This window comes from Allorhodopirellula heiligendammensis (assembly GCF_007860105.1).
GTDB lineage: Bacteria > Planctomycetota > Planctomycetia > Pirellulales > Pirellulaceae > Rhodopirellula > Rhodopirellula heiligendammensis.
In genome coordinates this window covers 2,013,316-2,027,711 of record NZ_SJPU01000001.1, presented here as the reverse complement: position 1 = coordinate 2,027,711, position 14,396 = coordinate 2,013,316, and the positions used below count along the sequence as shown (strand labels likewise).

Genomic DNA, 14,396 nt, shown 5'->3' with positions numbered 1-14,396 from the left:
TTCGGTGTTGATTTCATTCCGGCAAAGCATGTCTTCTTGTGGGCAGAGTCAGCGGATGGCGATTGCCGTCTGCAAAGGCTGTAGCACCGATTCAATCAGGTAGTCATCGACTAAGTTGCGGCTTAATTCCGCAAGACGTTTGAATTCCGCCGCGAAGTTTTCGTCAACGCCGAGTGAATCGTAGCGACGAACCATGAGGTAGACACTCAGGGGCTCCTCCGAGAACTCACCCGAACGAACTTGGAACGCCGTCGTCCGAGTCTCAAAACTGATCCGGCACTGGGTGCGGCAGTCCTCATCCAAAGAGAACTGGATCGCGGGCTCGTTGGAAAGTATTTTTCCCCCTGGAAAGTTGGTGAATTTTTCCAGTCCAGGGGTGATGCCAATCGCCTCTTGCAAGATTTCATTGTGGTTGCCCTTGCAGTTGAAATCGAATCCCAACATGACACTGAGCGATTCGCAATCCAGCGGACTGACCGACAATTCGTAGGGGACCATCTCCAGCACGGCGTGATGCTGCTCACAGGCATCGGCAAATGATTCTGGGTTCACCATCCCGCTACTAATTCGCTTGGGTTCCGTAGAAACCCAACGGTACGCGCCGCTGTCTTTCTCCTCCTCAAGCACGAACTCGTCCTTTTCGCGACAATAAAAGTTGGACATGTTCGGGTATCGTTTGCGAACCTGCTCAAAATAGTGCAGGACCGACTCGCGACCTTGAGGCAGTTCCATTTCGGTGGACAAGTTCATGTTGACATAGTACTCGTCACCGAAAATGCCGTACTCACTCATGTCGTCGATCCAAGGGGAAGAAGAGGGGGAGAGTGGGAGAAGGACAGTGGGGGAAAGAAGAACAAAGCCGGGTGATTGCTCCGGCGATGGGCTGCCATCATCTTAACCGGTTTGGGCAGTGCGGGGCTAGAAGCTAGCGGCTGATCGCCAGCGTGGCGGGCGATTCGTCGAGGTCCTGCTCTCCTAGACGATAGGGCAGCGTCACCCAAAACGTGCTGCCGCGGCCGAGTTCGCTCTCGAAATCAATTTCTCCACCGAGCAGGATGGAGAGTTCTTTGACGATCGAGAGCCCCAGTCCGGTGCCGGCAAACTCACGGGTCAAGCCATCGCCCTCGAGCACTTTCGTGCTCTGGCGAAACTTCTCGAAGATGATCGGCTGGTCTTCCTCAGCAATCCCCACTCCCGTATCGATCACGGACATGCGAAAGCGGCCGTCGCCCAAGTCGGCAACGCGGATCGTGATCATGCCGCCCTCAGGTGTAAATTTGATCGCGTTACTGAGCAAATTATTAATAATTTGACCTAATTTGTTGGGATCTTGATAGGCACTCGGCAGGTCTTCGGGAACATCGATGGAGAGCGAAATATTCTTATCTTCTGAGAGTGACTGGATCATGTCACATTGTGCGCTGATCAATCGCGAAATTTGGAATTCACTGAGCCGTACTTCCATTTTTCCGGCTTCGACTTTTGCCAAGTCGAGAATATCGTTGATCATTTCAAGGAGGAGGCGTCCACTTTTTTGAATATTGGTCGCATACCGCCGCTGTTTGTCCTCGAGCGAGTCAATTCCTTGGAGCACTTCGGAGAACCCGATGATGCTATTCAGGGGCGTACGCAGTTCGTGACTCATATTGGCGAGAAAGTCCGTTTTCAATCGGTTCGCTTCGTAGAGCTGCAGATTCAGCTGCGCAAACTGGTCCACCCGGGCATCGAGCTCACGGTTGACACTTTGGAGCTGAGTCTGCGTTTCGGTCAGGTGTCGGAGCATGCGATTGAAAGCGTCCGCGAGTTCGCGAAATTCATCTTCAGTATCAATCACCGCGCGTTGGTTAGTATCACCATGCGTGATGGCGTCACTGACGTCGCGTAGGTGCAATAGCGGTTGGAGCACGAGATAGCGAACGATCGCGTGTAGGACGAACAGCGTCACGGCAACGATGAGCATTGCCATCGCGACAACGGCGGCGCGGATCTGGTTGGTATCATTCAGTATTTTCTCGTCGGGCATGCTCACCCGTTTGACTCGAAAGGGCAATTCAGCGGCGCGAGTTTCCGGGTCGATTTCAGGCGACAACGCGATCGCAGCCCCGGTGGGTGTATGGCAGGCGATACAGTCTTGGGTGAGAAAGACCGGCTCATAATAGATGTAGCGTCCTTGGATCGGCCCGATGGCTTTGAATAGGGGGCGATTCCCCGGTCCGATCCGGCTCATCGCTGCATCCTCCGCGAGATTCACGGGTTTACCGAGCCCGGGTTGGTCCTCCCGCAGCCGATTCGCCATGCGGGTCCGAAACATCACCTCGAGCTCTGCGAGCAGCTGCCGCTCCGCCGGAGAACCAGGGGGCGTGGCCGGTTCCAGATTGTCGAAGGGATGCGGGTCTTCCAGGCCGAGGATGTCGAATTCAATGTCCTCACTGAGCAGTTGAGATCGCAGTGCCGAAACCTGCTGCCGTTCCAGCTCGAGCCGTGGGCTCGGGACTCCATTCTGGTAGATCGCATCGGCATGCAATAGCATCATCTCCGTCGCAGCGACGTCGCGTGCCTGTTGCTGTGTCGTCATCCGCACGAACCGGTCGGCGAGCAGCAGGACGACGCAAAAAGCACCGCACATCAACACGACCAGCGCTGAGCCGAAGAACAGCAAACATTTGCGTTCCAGGCTCATTGACGCGAATAGGCTTTGGAAAAACCGCAGCATCAGCAAAATTGGTGCGAGGGGAATGGGCCGAACGTGCGAAGCAGTTATCAGGTGCAGTCGTCCTAGTTTGACTGAAACTCGCCACCGTGACGAGACGAATCCACCCAATAGTTGCTTTTCCCACCACCGGGAACTTTTGCCGACATGCTCCGGTCTTCCTCACTCTCACATTCGCACTGAAAAATAATGCTTGTTTCGCCGCGGGCTGACAATTAACATTACCTGCGTATTGTCACGGAAGACTGTGAAGAAATTGCCCACGCGGCTCAACATAACTGAATCTGTCCCCGCTTTGACCTCTGTAAAACCCTCCGAGACAATGATGAAGCGTTCAATTCGCCACTCCCTGCGATGGAGCCTCGTGGTAACCTTGGCCACCTTTCTAGGTACCGGCCCCGTTGCTGCAGGCTGGCTGCATCGTCACCTGCATGGCTGTCCAGCCGAGCCCGTGTGCGCGCCCGCCCCCACCTGCTGTGAACCCCAGCCCGAGCCGGTTTGCTGTGGCGAACCCGTGTATTCGCCTCCCGTCGTGGACTGCTGCGAGCCCGCGCCCTGCTGTGGTGACGAAATTGTCACTGACGCGTCCTCGGCTGTTGATTCATCGGTGTGGGGTGAAACCGTCCTCCAAGAATCAGATGCCGAGATTGTAGCGCCGCCCGCTGCAGATACGCAGCAGGTCCACGAGCACGAGCACGACGCGGAAAACACGGATCATTCGGACGACACCCCTCCGGATCCCACATCCGTCTCAGATCCTGTCGCGATCGAACAAGATGATGCGAGCGACACAGCGGACACGCGTGATCAGGACAGTTCGTCAGCTGCGGAAGTCGAGCCAGCTGAACCGGCGACTATGCCGGAGCCTGAAGTGGTGCCTGAACCAATCGCGGACGAGTCCGCCGATGACCTGTTTAGCGGTGCGAGCGATTCGGAAATGAATTTGCCTGCCGATCCTGAGCCGGTCATTCCTGAGCCGGCCGTTCCGGAACCGGTGAGCCCGCCAGCAGAGCCTGCAGTGGACGATCTCTTTGGTGGAACGAATGAAGCCGAGATGACCGAACCGGCTCTCGACGCGCTTCCACCGGCGACCGAACCGACCGAGTCGGAGTCTATCGATGATCTGTTCGGTGCTCCTGCCGACGCGCTTGCCCCGCCTGCGGAAAGCCCCGCGGCACCAGCGGAAGCTGAAAGCGGGGATGATCTGTTCGGCGGCGATGCGGATGCCTTTGCACCGGATCCAGCGATGCCTGCGGAGGATTTACCAGCAACGGGTGACGATCTTTTCGGTGATCCTTCCGGATTCGACTCCCTTCCCGCAGAAGATTCATCAGGCGGTATCGACGATTTGTTCAGCGATCCCGCTGGGCAGCCTGACATGACCGAACCGGCCTTGCCAGAGACGCCCGCTGAAGGCGTCGATGATTTGTTCAGCGAACCACCAGCAGATGATTCGAGCGAAGGCGCCCTCGATGATTTGTTCTCGCTGTGGAACGCCGATGCGGATGCTGGCGAGCAGAACGCTGCGAGTGACCTCGTCGAGGCTTTCGAAGCTCAACCAGAAGCGCAACAAACCGCGGTTGTTCCTCAGTCGGCCGATACGTTGATCGGACTGGACAACACCGAATCGCGTACTTGGGTTGATAATACTGGCGGTTTCCGTACCGAAGGTCGTTTGATCAAGATCGGCGACGATCATGTCAAACTGCTCAAGAACAACGGCAAGACCTGCACTGTTCCCAAAAGCCGACTGAGCGATGCAGACAGTGATTATGTTCAGTCGATTGCTCACCGAGTCGCTTTGTTCGTGATGGCCACGCCAGGCCGGTAATGACCCCCGACGGGCAACTGTTCTACGGCAGCGTGGGTTCCACCCCTCGCTAGCCGTCTTCGATCACCCCGCAGCGGCACGTCGTAGAGGCACCCCGCAGCGGCACGTCGCTCGCACAGGCGTGCCGGGTGGGTTGATGCCGACACCTCGCTCGCGGTGGCGGAAACAAACGTTGCTCGTCGCCCCAGCGGGAGCGATGAGTGAATTTGCGGGGCGGGGATTTGCGGGGCGGGGATTTGCGGGGCGGGGATTTGCGGGGCGGGGAATTTGCGGGCTGTTGAATTGGCAGGCGTTGAGTGGCGGTTTAACTGGGGCACCCAGATTTCCGCACTGTGCCGGACCCTCTTTTAGGAAGCCTCCAGTTCTGACGACGCGTCCGACCGATAAGCCCTGAAGGCTCATGGCTCGACCTTCCCCGAGCATGAGCGGGAGGATTGAATGCGGGTCGGAGAGTACCAGCGGTTGACATGCATGCCCACCCACACCTCATTCGGCGGGCACGTTTCTTATCTCGGGCTCCGAACCGCTCCCTGCTTCGTTAGCATTTTCCGCCTCGCTGTTGCCTTGCCCCCCCTGGGCTCCCGTCAGCTGGTAGCACTTGCCAATGGCTTGACGAGCATAGTCAACGGATTCGGCCAGGACGCGCGCGGCCTCTTGGCTGGCATGGAACCCTTTACTGTTTTCGCTGGAGATGTAATCAAGTCGCCACATCGCTTTGCGCTGTAAGTCTCGGATTGGCTTGAGTTGTTCTTCGGTAGCCCCTGCATCCTGTGCTGCCATGATCGCATCGAACATCTCCATGGAGGCCGCAGCAGCTCGTTCGATCAACCCACGGGTTCGATCTTGGATCACATCGACACGATTCTTGAGTTCTTGCTCGGGGAAATGGTGACAGGTTTGACACGCTTTATTGATGTTATCCATGGGGCTGCGGACCCAGTGACTGCTGACTTTGGTCGCGCCCACTTTTTCGTAGGGCATGTGGCAGTCGCTACAACTCACTCCGGATCGAGCGTGGATTCCTTGGCTCCAAAGCTCAAACTCGGGATGCTGGGCCTTGAAGACCTTCGTGCCAGTTTCCTTGTGGATGTAATCGTAGAATTTGCCGCCCTCGGTACCGTCAGCGCCCTCTGGGAATGTCGTTTCATCCCATTCCTGCTCGAGATCTTCGACTTTTAAGCCGTTACTCCAGGGATAGGTAAGCGTCATTTTGTTGGCACAGTAATATTCGACGTGGCATTGTCCGCAAACGAACGAGCGTAGTTCCTGCCGCGTGGCGTGCACGTTGGGATCGTAATCCCCTGCGGCACCATCGTCCCGCCATTTCTGAATACTGGGCAGGTGGGGCACGGGATCGTCGCTCTTAGCCAGTTTGTCGATCCCGAGGATGAAGCCGGGGCGGGTAACTCGGATCGCCATGGTGTCAGGATCATGGCAATCGATGCATGCGACCGGGTGTGCATTTCCGAGATGGGGATCGCCGTCCGCGGACTGAATGACTCCATCGGGCGTCTTTTCGAGTTCCGACAGGACATCTTCGTAGTTGCGTTGGCTCACCGCCGCAAATCCGGTCATCACAGCTTCTTGATTGAACTCCTCGCTGAGAGATGCCTCCGTCACCTCCTGCCCGGTAGATTCCATCCCAATACGGCGATAGGTAGGAATGATGGACGCATGACAATGCAAACAGGCGCCCGCCTGTTGGACTTCGGTCACTCGTGGACTGACCTCTTGATCACTCAGCATGTGTGCGTGACCACGAGCTTCGCGATATTCGATGCTGAACGCATAGCCGGCGAACAGTCTTTTCAGCCATGGGTGCTCCTCAAGCTTACTCGGCGGTAATGCGTGATTGCCACCGTAGTCCGTGTAGTCGTCATCAACCGTTTTCAGATAGTCCTCATACTGTTGAGGAAAATTCAGGCCCCATGGTTTAGGATCGGTGCTGACTTCGTTGACCTCGACCACTTTCACAAATGGAGTGCGTGCTTCTTGCTTACGCTCGAAAATATTGACCAATAGCAGCACCACGCCCACGGTTGCCAAAGCAACCAGACCGGTCAGTAGCGCGAGCCACCCGAAACCGCGTTTTTGATCTGTACTCATCGAACAAACTCTGAGGTGAAAGTGTGAAAAGACTGACGAGTTGACTCACTACCGAGTGGCATGCCCAACACTGGAATGGCAGTGCACGCACGACTGCATGTCTTCGCCGGGTACCGCTGGCAGGAGGGCATGGACAAAGTCCTTATGGCACGAAATGCACGCATTTTGAGTCACTCGCTTATTTCTTGGTTTGATCTGGATGGGATCTTTAAAATTTCCCATCGTGAAGGCGAGTGAGTGGAAAAATCCATTGTCGGCCTTCGTCACCAACTTACCTAATAAGTAGTGCGGCAGGTGGCAATCGTTGCACACCGCGACCGCATGATGCGAACTTTGCTGCCACGAATCCATATGTCCCTGCATGACGTGACAGTTCACGCAGGTCTTTGGGTCGTTACTCAGGTAGCTGGCACCGCGACCGTAGCCAAATGTGAAAACGCCCAATCCTGTCAAGATACCGATGCAGATGGAAAAGATAATCGCACCCTTGCTGACGCGACGTGGCGGTGCCACATCCACTAGCGAAGCGTTCGATTTCGCTGGTTGCCCCACGGGCTCATTTTCCGACATGGGATGCTTCCGGACAGGAGATAAGATTGCCGCACTTTATGGGATGAATCAGACCGCTTCCAGACCAGGGATCTCAAATCCAGGACGATCATCATCCTTTATCAATGAATTGGCCGCGTCAGCAAAATCCCCGGTAAATCGCTCTGTTGTCGGATCAAACGTCAGGTGCTTGCCCAACTGGTACTGAGTGCTGCCATCGGAGATCCCAACTCCATCACGCATGATCGCGTGCAGTCTACCGAAGTGGTCCTCCGCATCGGCATTACCTAAGAGCTTACCGGCATCGGCATTGAAGGGCGTGGGCTCACCGAGACGGTAGGAGTTGTTCATTAAGTGTCCCAATACGCATCCGTAGTGAGCATCCATCACATTGCCATTTGCCATGCTGGGGTCAGCTGCCCGCACGGCACTGATAAATGAATTCCAATTTCCGCCGGGCGTGACATGCCCCGGCGATAACTTCAGCTTCTCAGCTTGTTTCGCACCGGGGCGACGAATCTGATAGTTACCCTCACCCGTAATCACACTGCCATCTTCGAGATAGTATTCGTTGAAGACCTGGTTTTGGTATCCCTTGTAATTCACATTACGAACGTTGAAGAACACCATCTGCCCATTGGGGTACTCGGCGAACGAGAACATGGTATTGGGGGTTTCCCCTTGGTCGTCCCACGCAAAACGGCCACCGATGGACATCGCACGAACTGGGTGCGTTTGGTCATCGTCAATCGCCCAGCGGGCGACATCGAGTTGATGGGTGCCCTGATTATTAAGGTCGCCATTGCCGGTTTCCCAAAACCAATGCCAATTGTAGGGATGGTAATTGCCGTGGTATTGGTCAATGACGGCTGGCCCCTTCCAAAGATCCCAGTTCAAGTCCGCCGGCGGCCTGCCGGCGGGTTTGGTACCAATTCCCGAGCGAGGTTTGCAACAATAGCCGTAGGCGATCTTCAACCGAGGCAACTCGCCGGATTTCAATGCTTCGTGCAGTCCCGCGATGCCCGCACTGCTTCGACGCTGAGTTCCGTGTTGTACGACAACGCCGTACTTTTTCTGCGCTTCGACGGCGACCCGACCCTCGGCCACGTCATGGCTCATAGGTTTCTCGACATAGACGTGCTTGCCAGCTTGCGCTGCTTTAATGGTGATCAGAGAGTGCCAGTGATTGGGGGTTGCCACTGAGATCGCGTCAAGATTCTTGTCGTCGAGGGCCTCGCGAAAGTCAGCAACGCCGGCGGTTGCGAGTTTGCCTTCGGACCGCTTTTCCAAGCCTCGCAGCCGACTCTGCAGGACGTTCGCGGCAGGATCGATCACATAAGCAATCTCAACGTTCTCAGCTTTCGACCATCCGTCGATGTGGCTCTGTCCACGACCACTTAAACCTGCCACGGCAATCCGCACACGATCGTTGGCACCTCGAATTCCTGCGGTGGCCTTGGTGCCCATGATGATGAGCGACCCGCCCACCGTAGAGGTTGTCTTCAGGAACTGGCGACGGGTGGAGCGTGCTGGGGGAGAAATTGCCATGAGCTAATCTTCCATAGTCAGGTGGGAATGGTGGATGGGTTCTTTGTGGCAGCGGCAACCAAGGAATCCAAACCGTAGCGACGTTCGCGATGACGTGGAATCGAGTCTGAGGCGAAAGTCGCTAGCGTTTGATTGATGCATTTCGTTGGTTCGCTGACGGTCAGTGTACCACAGCGAATTAGCGATCGTGGCGCTCGAATATCTTTCGACACCGCTCGGCCATTCAGAAAGAATCCAGCGCACCCGTGAATTTGTGAGCGACTATCTCTGGTTCCAACCCATCGATTGACGGCAATCGCATTGCCTGCTGGCAACGCTGTCACGTCGCGTCATCGATCTTGAAAAGTTTCCACTGCTAAATCAAATCGTACTCCTTCCACCACTTCATCCGATGAAACCTAAGTGTAGGTTTTGAGTTATCACTTCGCTGGCAACGATCGGACTCGCCAGTGGGCAGGTCGTTCATTTGCCCCATACCAACGAAGTCTTGCTGTTTCGTACCACCTAGAATCGAAGGTTGACGTCTTCGTGCGGCAAGGTCGTGGCGTTGACGAACGTTACACCGTCAGTTGGCCAGATTTGGTTCTTGAGGGAATAGCCTGATCGCGAAAATGGCTAACCAATGATTTCATCGACGATGCGCCCGTGGACATCAGTCAATCGAAAATCGCGGCCGGCATGCTCGAATGTCAGACGTTTATGATCCAGCCCAAGTTGATGCAAGAGTGTCGCGTGCAGATCGTGCATGTGGACGCGTCCCTCGACGCCTTGGAACCCGAACTCATCGGTGGCCCCGTGAGAGTATCCGGATTGAAACCCACCCCCGGCGAGCCACACGGTGAAACCGCGTGGATTGTGGTCGCGTCCCGTGCCGTTGTCCTGCGCATAAGGCGTGCGACCAAATTCACTGCCCCACCACACGATGGTATCATCCAACAATCCACGTTGTTTTAAATCTTGGAGCAGGGCGGCAACCGGCTGGTCGACGGCCCGGGCATGGTCGGCGTGTTTGGGCAAATTGGAATGTTGGTCCCAGGCGGGATTAGCAGAGTTATCGCCATAGTTGACTTGAATAAATCGCACTCCGGCCTCACTCAGGCGGCGGGCCAACAGGCAACGTTCGCCGTAGCGTTTGGTGTGAGGATCGTTCAGACCGTACATCTCGTGTGTCTGACTCGACTCGGTCGAGAGATCCAAAACTTCGGGAGCCACGCCTTGCATTCTCCACGCGAGTTCGTGGGACTCAATCGCGGCTTCCAATTCTACGTCTTGAGAGCCCCGACGCTGCAACTGCAGCGAGTTGAGTTCTCGCAACAGTTCAAACTGTTCTCGCTGCTTTCCCATCGCCATGTCCGCCCGAGTCAGGCTGTCGATGGACAACGTTCCTCCGCCTGCATTTCCCAACGCAGTGCCCTGAAACTGGGGAGGGAGGAATGCACTGCCGTAGTTTCTCGCTCCACCGTTGCCCACCGAGGGTGCGATCGAGACGAAACCGGGCAAGTTCCGGTTCTCGCTGCCCAGACCGTACATCAGCCACGATCCAAACGAAGGGCGAATGAAATTGGTCGCACCACAATGCAAAAACAGCGTCGCGGGACCGTGCGCGACGCCCTCGGTATGCATGGCGTGCAACATGCACATCTCGTCAATGTGCCGCGACATATTGGGGAACAGGTCTGACGCCCAGCGGCCGGACTCGCCGTAGCGGCGGAAAGTCCACGGTGAATGCATCAATCGATGCTCAGTCGCGCGTCCAGTCTTCGCTAGTTGGCGAGAATCATCGAAGGTGAGTCGTTCGCCGTTGCGTTGCGCCAACAGGGGCTTGTAATCAAACGAGTCCACCTGACTGACGCCACCCTGCATGAACAGAAAGATGATTCGCTTGGCGCGAGGCTTCTGATGGGTTGCCGGGGCGATTCCTAGGGCTGGGGCCGAACCGATTGGTGATGATTCGGCGAACAACGCTTGAGCAGCGAGTGCGCCGAAGCCGCAAGCCGTATGCTGGAGCATCTGTCGACGGCCAACGATGGGAACGTCCATGGTGGATTCCTATTCGAGATATCGAAAATCGAGCGAGGCGAACATCGCGTGGATCAGTGAATTCAGACGATCATTCTCTTGGGATGCCATCCCATCCTGCCAGAACTTAGTACATGCAGCGACTTCATCAGAAGTTGGTGACCGATTGAAACAATCGCGATAGAGGGTTTCAATTACCGTCCGGTGACCATACTGTTCGTCCAGCTTGCGATATTGATCCGCAGTGGCGGAGACGCGTTCGACAACCCAGGGATGGTTCATCAGGACGAGTGCTTGCGTCGCCACAGTACTCCGTGAGCGCTGTCCAACGGATACACTCGGGTCGGCAAAATCAAACGCTTCGAATAGCTCCGGCAATGAATTTCGAAACACCGGTTGATAGAGACTTCGACGCGTCGATTGGTGCCGGTAGTTGTAATCCGCATTGGTGCCCGGGCGAACCAATGAACCGCCTTGCGCCTTGTCCAGTTCGCCACTGATCAACAGCATCGCATCGCGCAGTTGTTCTGCTGAAAGTCGGCGTGTCTGCCCACACCAGTACAGCCTGTTGGCAGGGTCGCTCTGCTCTTGCATGTCATCGGGAGCGCGAGAGCGACGCTGGTATGCATCCGAATGCACAATGATGCGGACTAAATGCTTGGTCGACCAACCGCTGCGAATCAATTCCGACGCCAACCAATCTAAAAGTTCTGGATGGCTCGGCGTCGTTCCGGTGGTGCCAAAATTATTGACTGTCGAGACAATGCCTCTCCCCATCAGCCAGCTCCAAATGCGATTGGCATAGACTCGAGCCGTCAAGGGGTTCTGTGATGAACTGAGCCAGTGCGCAAGTTCGGTTCGGCCGCTTGATTGCGAAGAGATGGAGGGGCTCTTCCCCACAGCGCTGAGCACGCCGCGTGGCACAATCTCCCCCAAATTGTGAACATCGCCGCGAAGATGGACTGCAATGTCGCGAGGCGGCTGCGTCTGCTTGAGCGTCAGGTAGCGAGGTCGCTTATTGATGTCTGCCTTTAACTGAGTCTGCTCACGTGTCAGCTCCAGAATCTCTTGCTGGGCCTGAACTGTGGCGATATGTTCTTTTGACGACTCAGTCGGGACCTTGGTTTTCGCGACCGTCGACGCTACTGCCGCTAGAGTTTCGACGGGCAGAAATTGGACTGCGTCAGCAATTACATGGCCATCCGCACGGTCGTTGCTGACGAGTACGACGGCCTGCCCATCTTGCTCGAATCGATAGGTCCCCAGTGAGATCCATGCATCGTCTTCGGGAGGGGCCTTCCGCTGGTCAATTCGCAGCTTTGCTTCCCCATCAGCACTAGAAACACCAATCAACGCGTTGCTGGCGCGGTTCCCACTAGCCGTGTAAGCCAACCGCACCACATAGTCTCCGGGCGGTAGTGGCGGCGGTTCGAACGTTGCCGTTTTTTTACCGCGGTCGATCGCGCCGTCGTGCAGGTAGCTGCTGCCGACGAAACGCCCCGCGTGCATTGATTCCGTCCACTCACCGACCAGCGTGGCGTCGCGGTTGTCCACAACAACTCCTGGCAGCTCTGCCACTGGGATACTTCGCTGCTTCACGACGGAGTCAGCTTTCACGCTCTTCTTTAGTGCCGCGAGCTTCCGTTCTGTCGCTTGGAGCCGTGTGGCCAACTGATCAAAATGAGCGGTGTCGGTCTCGGAGAGCGGCAGCGGCAGCTCCACCCAGCGGGATACATTTGAGTGCTCCAGGGCAACGGCAGAACTCATGATTCCCGCAAGCGCGTAGTAGTCTCGCGTCGGAATGGGATCAAACTTGTGATCGTGGCATCTCGCGCAACCAATCGTTTGTCCAAGAAACGCGCGACCAATGACTTCGAGTTGCTCATCGATATAATCCATCTCCAGCTGAGCTTTGTCCTGTTGTTCCAGGTTCGTATTGCCCAGCGTCAGGAATCCCGTCGCGATCAGCTGCAACTGGCGTTCTTTCAAGTCGCTCTGTTGAAGTAAATCGCCCGCAATCTGCTCGCGGATCATCTGGTCGAATGGCCGATCGGTGGCGAAGGAGGTCACGAGATAGTCACGGTATCGCCAGGCTTCAGGCAATACGAACCCCCGCAATGTGATCGATTCCGCGTAACGAACGACATCCATCCATTGACGCGCGAAATGCTCGCCGAAGTGAGGTGATTCGAGCAGCCGATCGACCAGTTGATCATAGCCCTCCTCGGGCACCCGATCGGCTTCGTCGGGAGGTAAACCAGTTAGGTCAAAGTATAGTCGTCGTTCCAACACACTCCGGCTCGCCGGTGGGACTGGGGCCAGACTAGCGGCGCTCAGCTCGCGGTTGATCAAGCGATCAATGACGGACACCTCATCGGTCACTGGAATTTCAATTTCCCGAATTGACTGATAAGCCCAATGATCCTGTGCATTTTCAAGTTTCAGTCCCGTGGAACGTGCGCTCACCGGTCCAGTGGCTTCTCGAGGATCCTCCGCACCGTCTCGAATCCATGTTGAGAAGTCGCGAATAACTTCTGCCGGCAATTTACCTTCGGGCGGCATTTGCAGGTCGGGGTCTTCGAAGCTAATTGCCTGTACCAGCAAACTGCGGTCGGGGTGGCCCACGTCGATGGCCATTCCCGAATCGCCACCGGTTTGCCAGCCTTCGCGTGAGTCCAGCAATAGTCCGCCACTTGCCTCGGTATCGGCCGCGTGGCACTCCGCGCAATGTTCGATCAGGACCGGACGGATACGCGTCTCGAAAAATTCCAACTTCGCGGCACCTGCAGCGGATGCCGAAAAGTCCTTTGTCTGACAGAATCCATTTCCGCTACAGAGGATCGTGCCAGCGAGGAACACCGAGGACGCAATGATGGATGGAGGGCAGGCATGCATTTTTCAGCAACGTGACGAAAGCGGTGGCGGGGCCGCTTACAACGAAGCGGTAGTGGCTCTCATGTTTGCCAAGACCCGATGTTACCGGATATGCAATGTGCATTGGAGTCATTGGCAATCGACACAGCATACTGCATCGAACGACGAAACGCAAAGAATTCGCATATCCCTCATTCCACCGCTTGCCCCACGGCGCACGCTGCCCCGCTCGCGGCGGCGCATTGCCGTCGCCAAATCACCAGTCAATTCCGAAAAACTATCAGTTTTCTCATTGTAAAGTTGATCACTGTGGCGACGCAAATGCAGACAACCGCGGCTAGTTCGGTTGCGAGCGCAAAATCACTGATCAGCCACCGGCCAAGCTGTGCACCGATCAGATAACTCATTGTCGAGATGGCAAAGAAAAGTGCGACCTCGGTGAAGCGTGAATGTCGTCCCGGAGTGAAAACCCAGAGTGCACTGAGCCAGTAGCTAAACCCATTGGCCAATACAAACGCAGCCGTCTTGTCGACGACGAATCGCCATGCCCGGACCTCGTCGCCCATGGCGGAGTCCAGGCATGGCAGCGCCCAGCTCGCCAGGAGATAAAACAAGCCGACGTCGACCAAGGCGGACATCCCACCAGCAATGCCATAGCGAATCCACTGCCGGCGTTTCAACCCAGCGATCGCAGCGACCAACGGTAGTGGTGGCGTGAGTGCCCCATCGTCTGCAACGTCCATGATTATCCTTGCTATG

The 14,396-nt window shown here is 56.1% G+C and carries 9 protein-coding genes; 1 reads left to right on the top strand and 8 read right to left on the bottom strand.

From position 1 onward, the window contains the following. Nucleotides 1-48: 48 nt before the first annotated feature. The gene (locus Poly21_RS07685; protein WP_146406278.1) at nt 49-792 is read right to left on the bottom strand and encodes a hypothetical protein; all 744 of its coding nucleotides are present in this window, start codon (nt 790-792) and stop codon (nt 49-51) included. A gap of 133 nt (nt 793-925) precedes the next feature. Beyond that, nucleotides 926-2,713, bottom strand: a complete 1,788-nt coding sequence (locus tag Poly21_RS07680; RefSeq protein WP_146406277.1) for a sensor histidine kinase — start codon at nt 2,711-2,713, stop codon at nt 926-928. A 319-nt stretch (nt 2,714-3,032) separates the two neighbouring features. Here Poly21_RS07680 and Poly21_RS07675 point away from each other — a divergent pair, with 319 nt between their 5' ends. Then, a complete protein-coding gene (locus tag Poly21_RS07675; RefSeq protein ID WP_302118025.1) occupies nt 3,033-4,541 on the top strand; it encodes an SHD1 domain-containing protein in 1,509 nt (502 codons plus the stop codon). Nucleotides 4,542-5,027: 486 nt separating this feature from the next. Here Poly21_RS07675 and Poly21_RS07670 read toward each other — a convergent pair whose 3' ends face one another. From Poly21_RS07670 to Poly21_RS07645, 6 genes are all read right to left on the bottom strand, one after another. After that, nucleotides 5,028-6,647 (bottom strand): ammonia-forming cytochrome c nitrite reductase subunit c552, encoded by a 1,620-nt coding sequence (locus tag Poly21_RS07670; protein WP_146406275.1) that lies wholly within the window; start codon nt 6,645-6,647, stop codon nt 5,028-5,030. Between the two features lie 48 nt (nt 6,648-6,695). Beyond that, nucleotides 6,696-7,217 carry a cytochrome c nitrite reductase small subunit gene (gene nrfH, locus Poly21_RS07665; protein ID WP_146406274.1) on the bottom strand — a complete coding sequence of 174 codons (522 nt, stop codon included), beginning with the start codon at nt 7,215-7,217 and terminating at the stop codon, nt 6,696-6,698. 48 nt (nt 7,218-7,265) lie between these two features. Beyond that, entirely contained in the window at nt 7,266-8,744 is a 1,479-nt protein-coding gene (locus tag Poly21_RS07660; protein WP_146406273.1) for a Gfo/Idh/MocA family protein, read from the bottom strand. A 615-nt stretch (nt 8,745-9,359) separates the two neighbouring features. Further along, nucleotides 9,360-10,784 carry a DUF1501 domain-containing protein gene (locus tag Poly21_RS07655; protein ID WP_146406272.1) on the bottom strand — a complete coding sequence of 475 codons (1,425 nt, stop codon included), beginning with the start codon at nt 10,782-10,784 and terminating at the stop codon, nt 9,360-9,362. A gap of 9 nt (nt 10,785-10,793) precedes the next feature. Continuing rightward, a complete protein-coding gene (locus tag Poly21_RS07650; RefSeq protein ID WP_146406271.1) occupies nt 10,794-13,658 on the bottom strand; it encodes a DUF1553 domain-containing protein in 2,865 nt (954 codons plus the stop codon). A 242-nt stretch (nt 13,659-13,900) separates the two neighbouring features. Continuing rightward, nucleotides 13,901-14,380, bottom strand: coding sequence for a GtrA family protein (locus tag Poly21_RS07645; protein ID WP_146406270.1), 480 nt, complete (start codon nt 14,378-14,380; stop codon nt 13,901-13,903). Nucleotides 14,381-14,396 lie beyond the last annotated feature (16 nt).

Excerpts from the sequence above, each read along its gene's own strand:
- Poly21_RS07670 (WP_146406275.1), bottom strand. The coding sequence starts at position 6,647 with ATGAGTACAGATCAAAAACGCGGTTTCGGGTGGCTCGCGCTACTGACC.
- Poly21_RS07675 (WP_302118025.1), top strand. The coding sequence starts at position 3,033 with ATGATGAAGCGTTCAATTCGCCACTCCCTGCGATGGAGCCTCGTGGTA.
- Poly21_RS07645 (WP_146406270.1), bottom strand. The coding sequence starts at position 14,380 with ATGGACGTTGCAGACGATGGGGCACTCACGCCACCACTACCGTTGGTC.
- Poly21_RS07685 (WP_146406278.1), bottom strand. The coding sequence starts at position 792 with ATGAGTGAGTACGGCATTTTCGGTGACGAGTACTATGTCAACATGAAC.
- Poly21_RS07655 (WP_146406272.1), bottom strand. The coding sequence starts at position 10,784 with ATGGACGTTCCCATCGTTGGCCGTCGACAGATGCTCCAGCATACGGCT.
- nrfH (WP_146406274.1), bottom strand. The coding sequence starts at position 7,217 with ATGTCGGAAAATGAGCCCGTGGGGCAACCAGCGAAATCGAACGCTTCG.
- Poly21_RS07660 (WP_146406273.1), bottom strand. The coding sequence starts at position 8,744 with ATGGCAATTTCTCCCCCAGCACGCTCCACCCGTCGCCAGTTCCTGAAG.
- Poly21_RS07650 (WP_146406271.1), bottom strand. The coding sequence starts at position 13,658 with ATGCATGCCTGCCCTCCATCCATCATTGCGTCCTCGGTGTTCCTCGCT.
- Poly21_RS07680 (WP_146406277.1), bottom strand. The coding sequence starts at position 2,713 with ATGCTGCGGTTTTTCCAAAGCCTATTCGCGTCAATGAGCCTGGAACGC.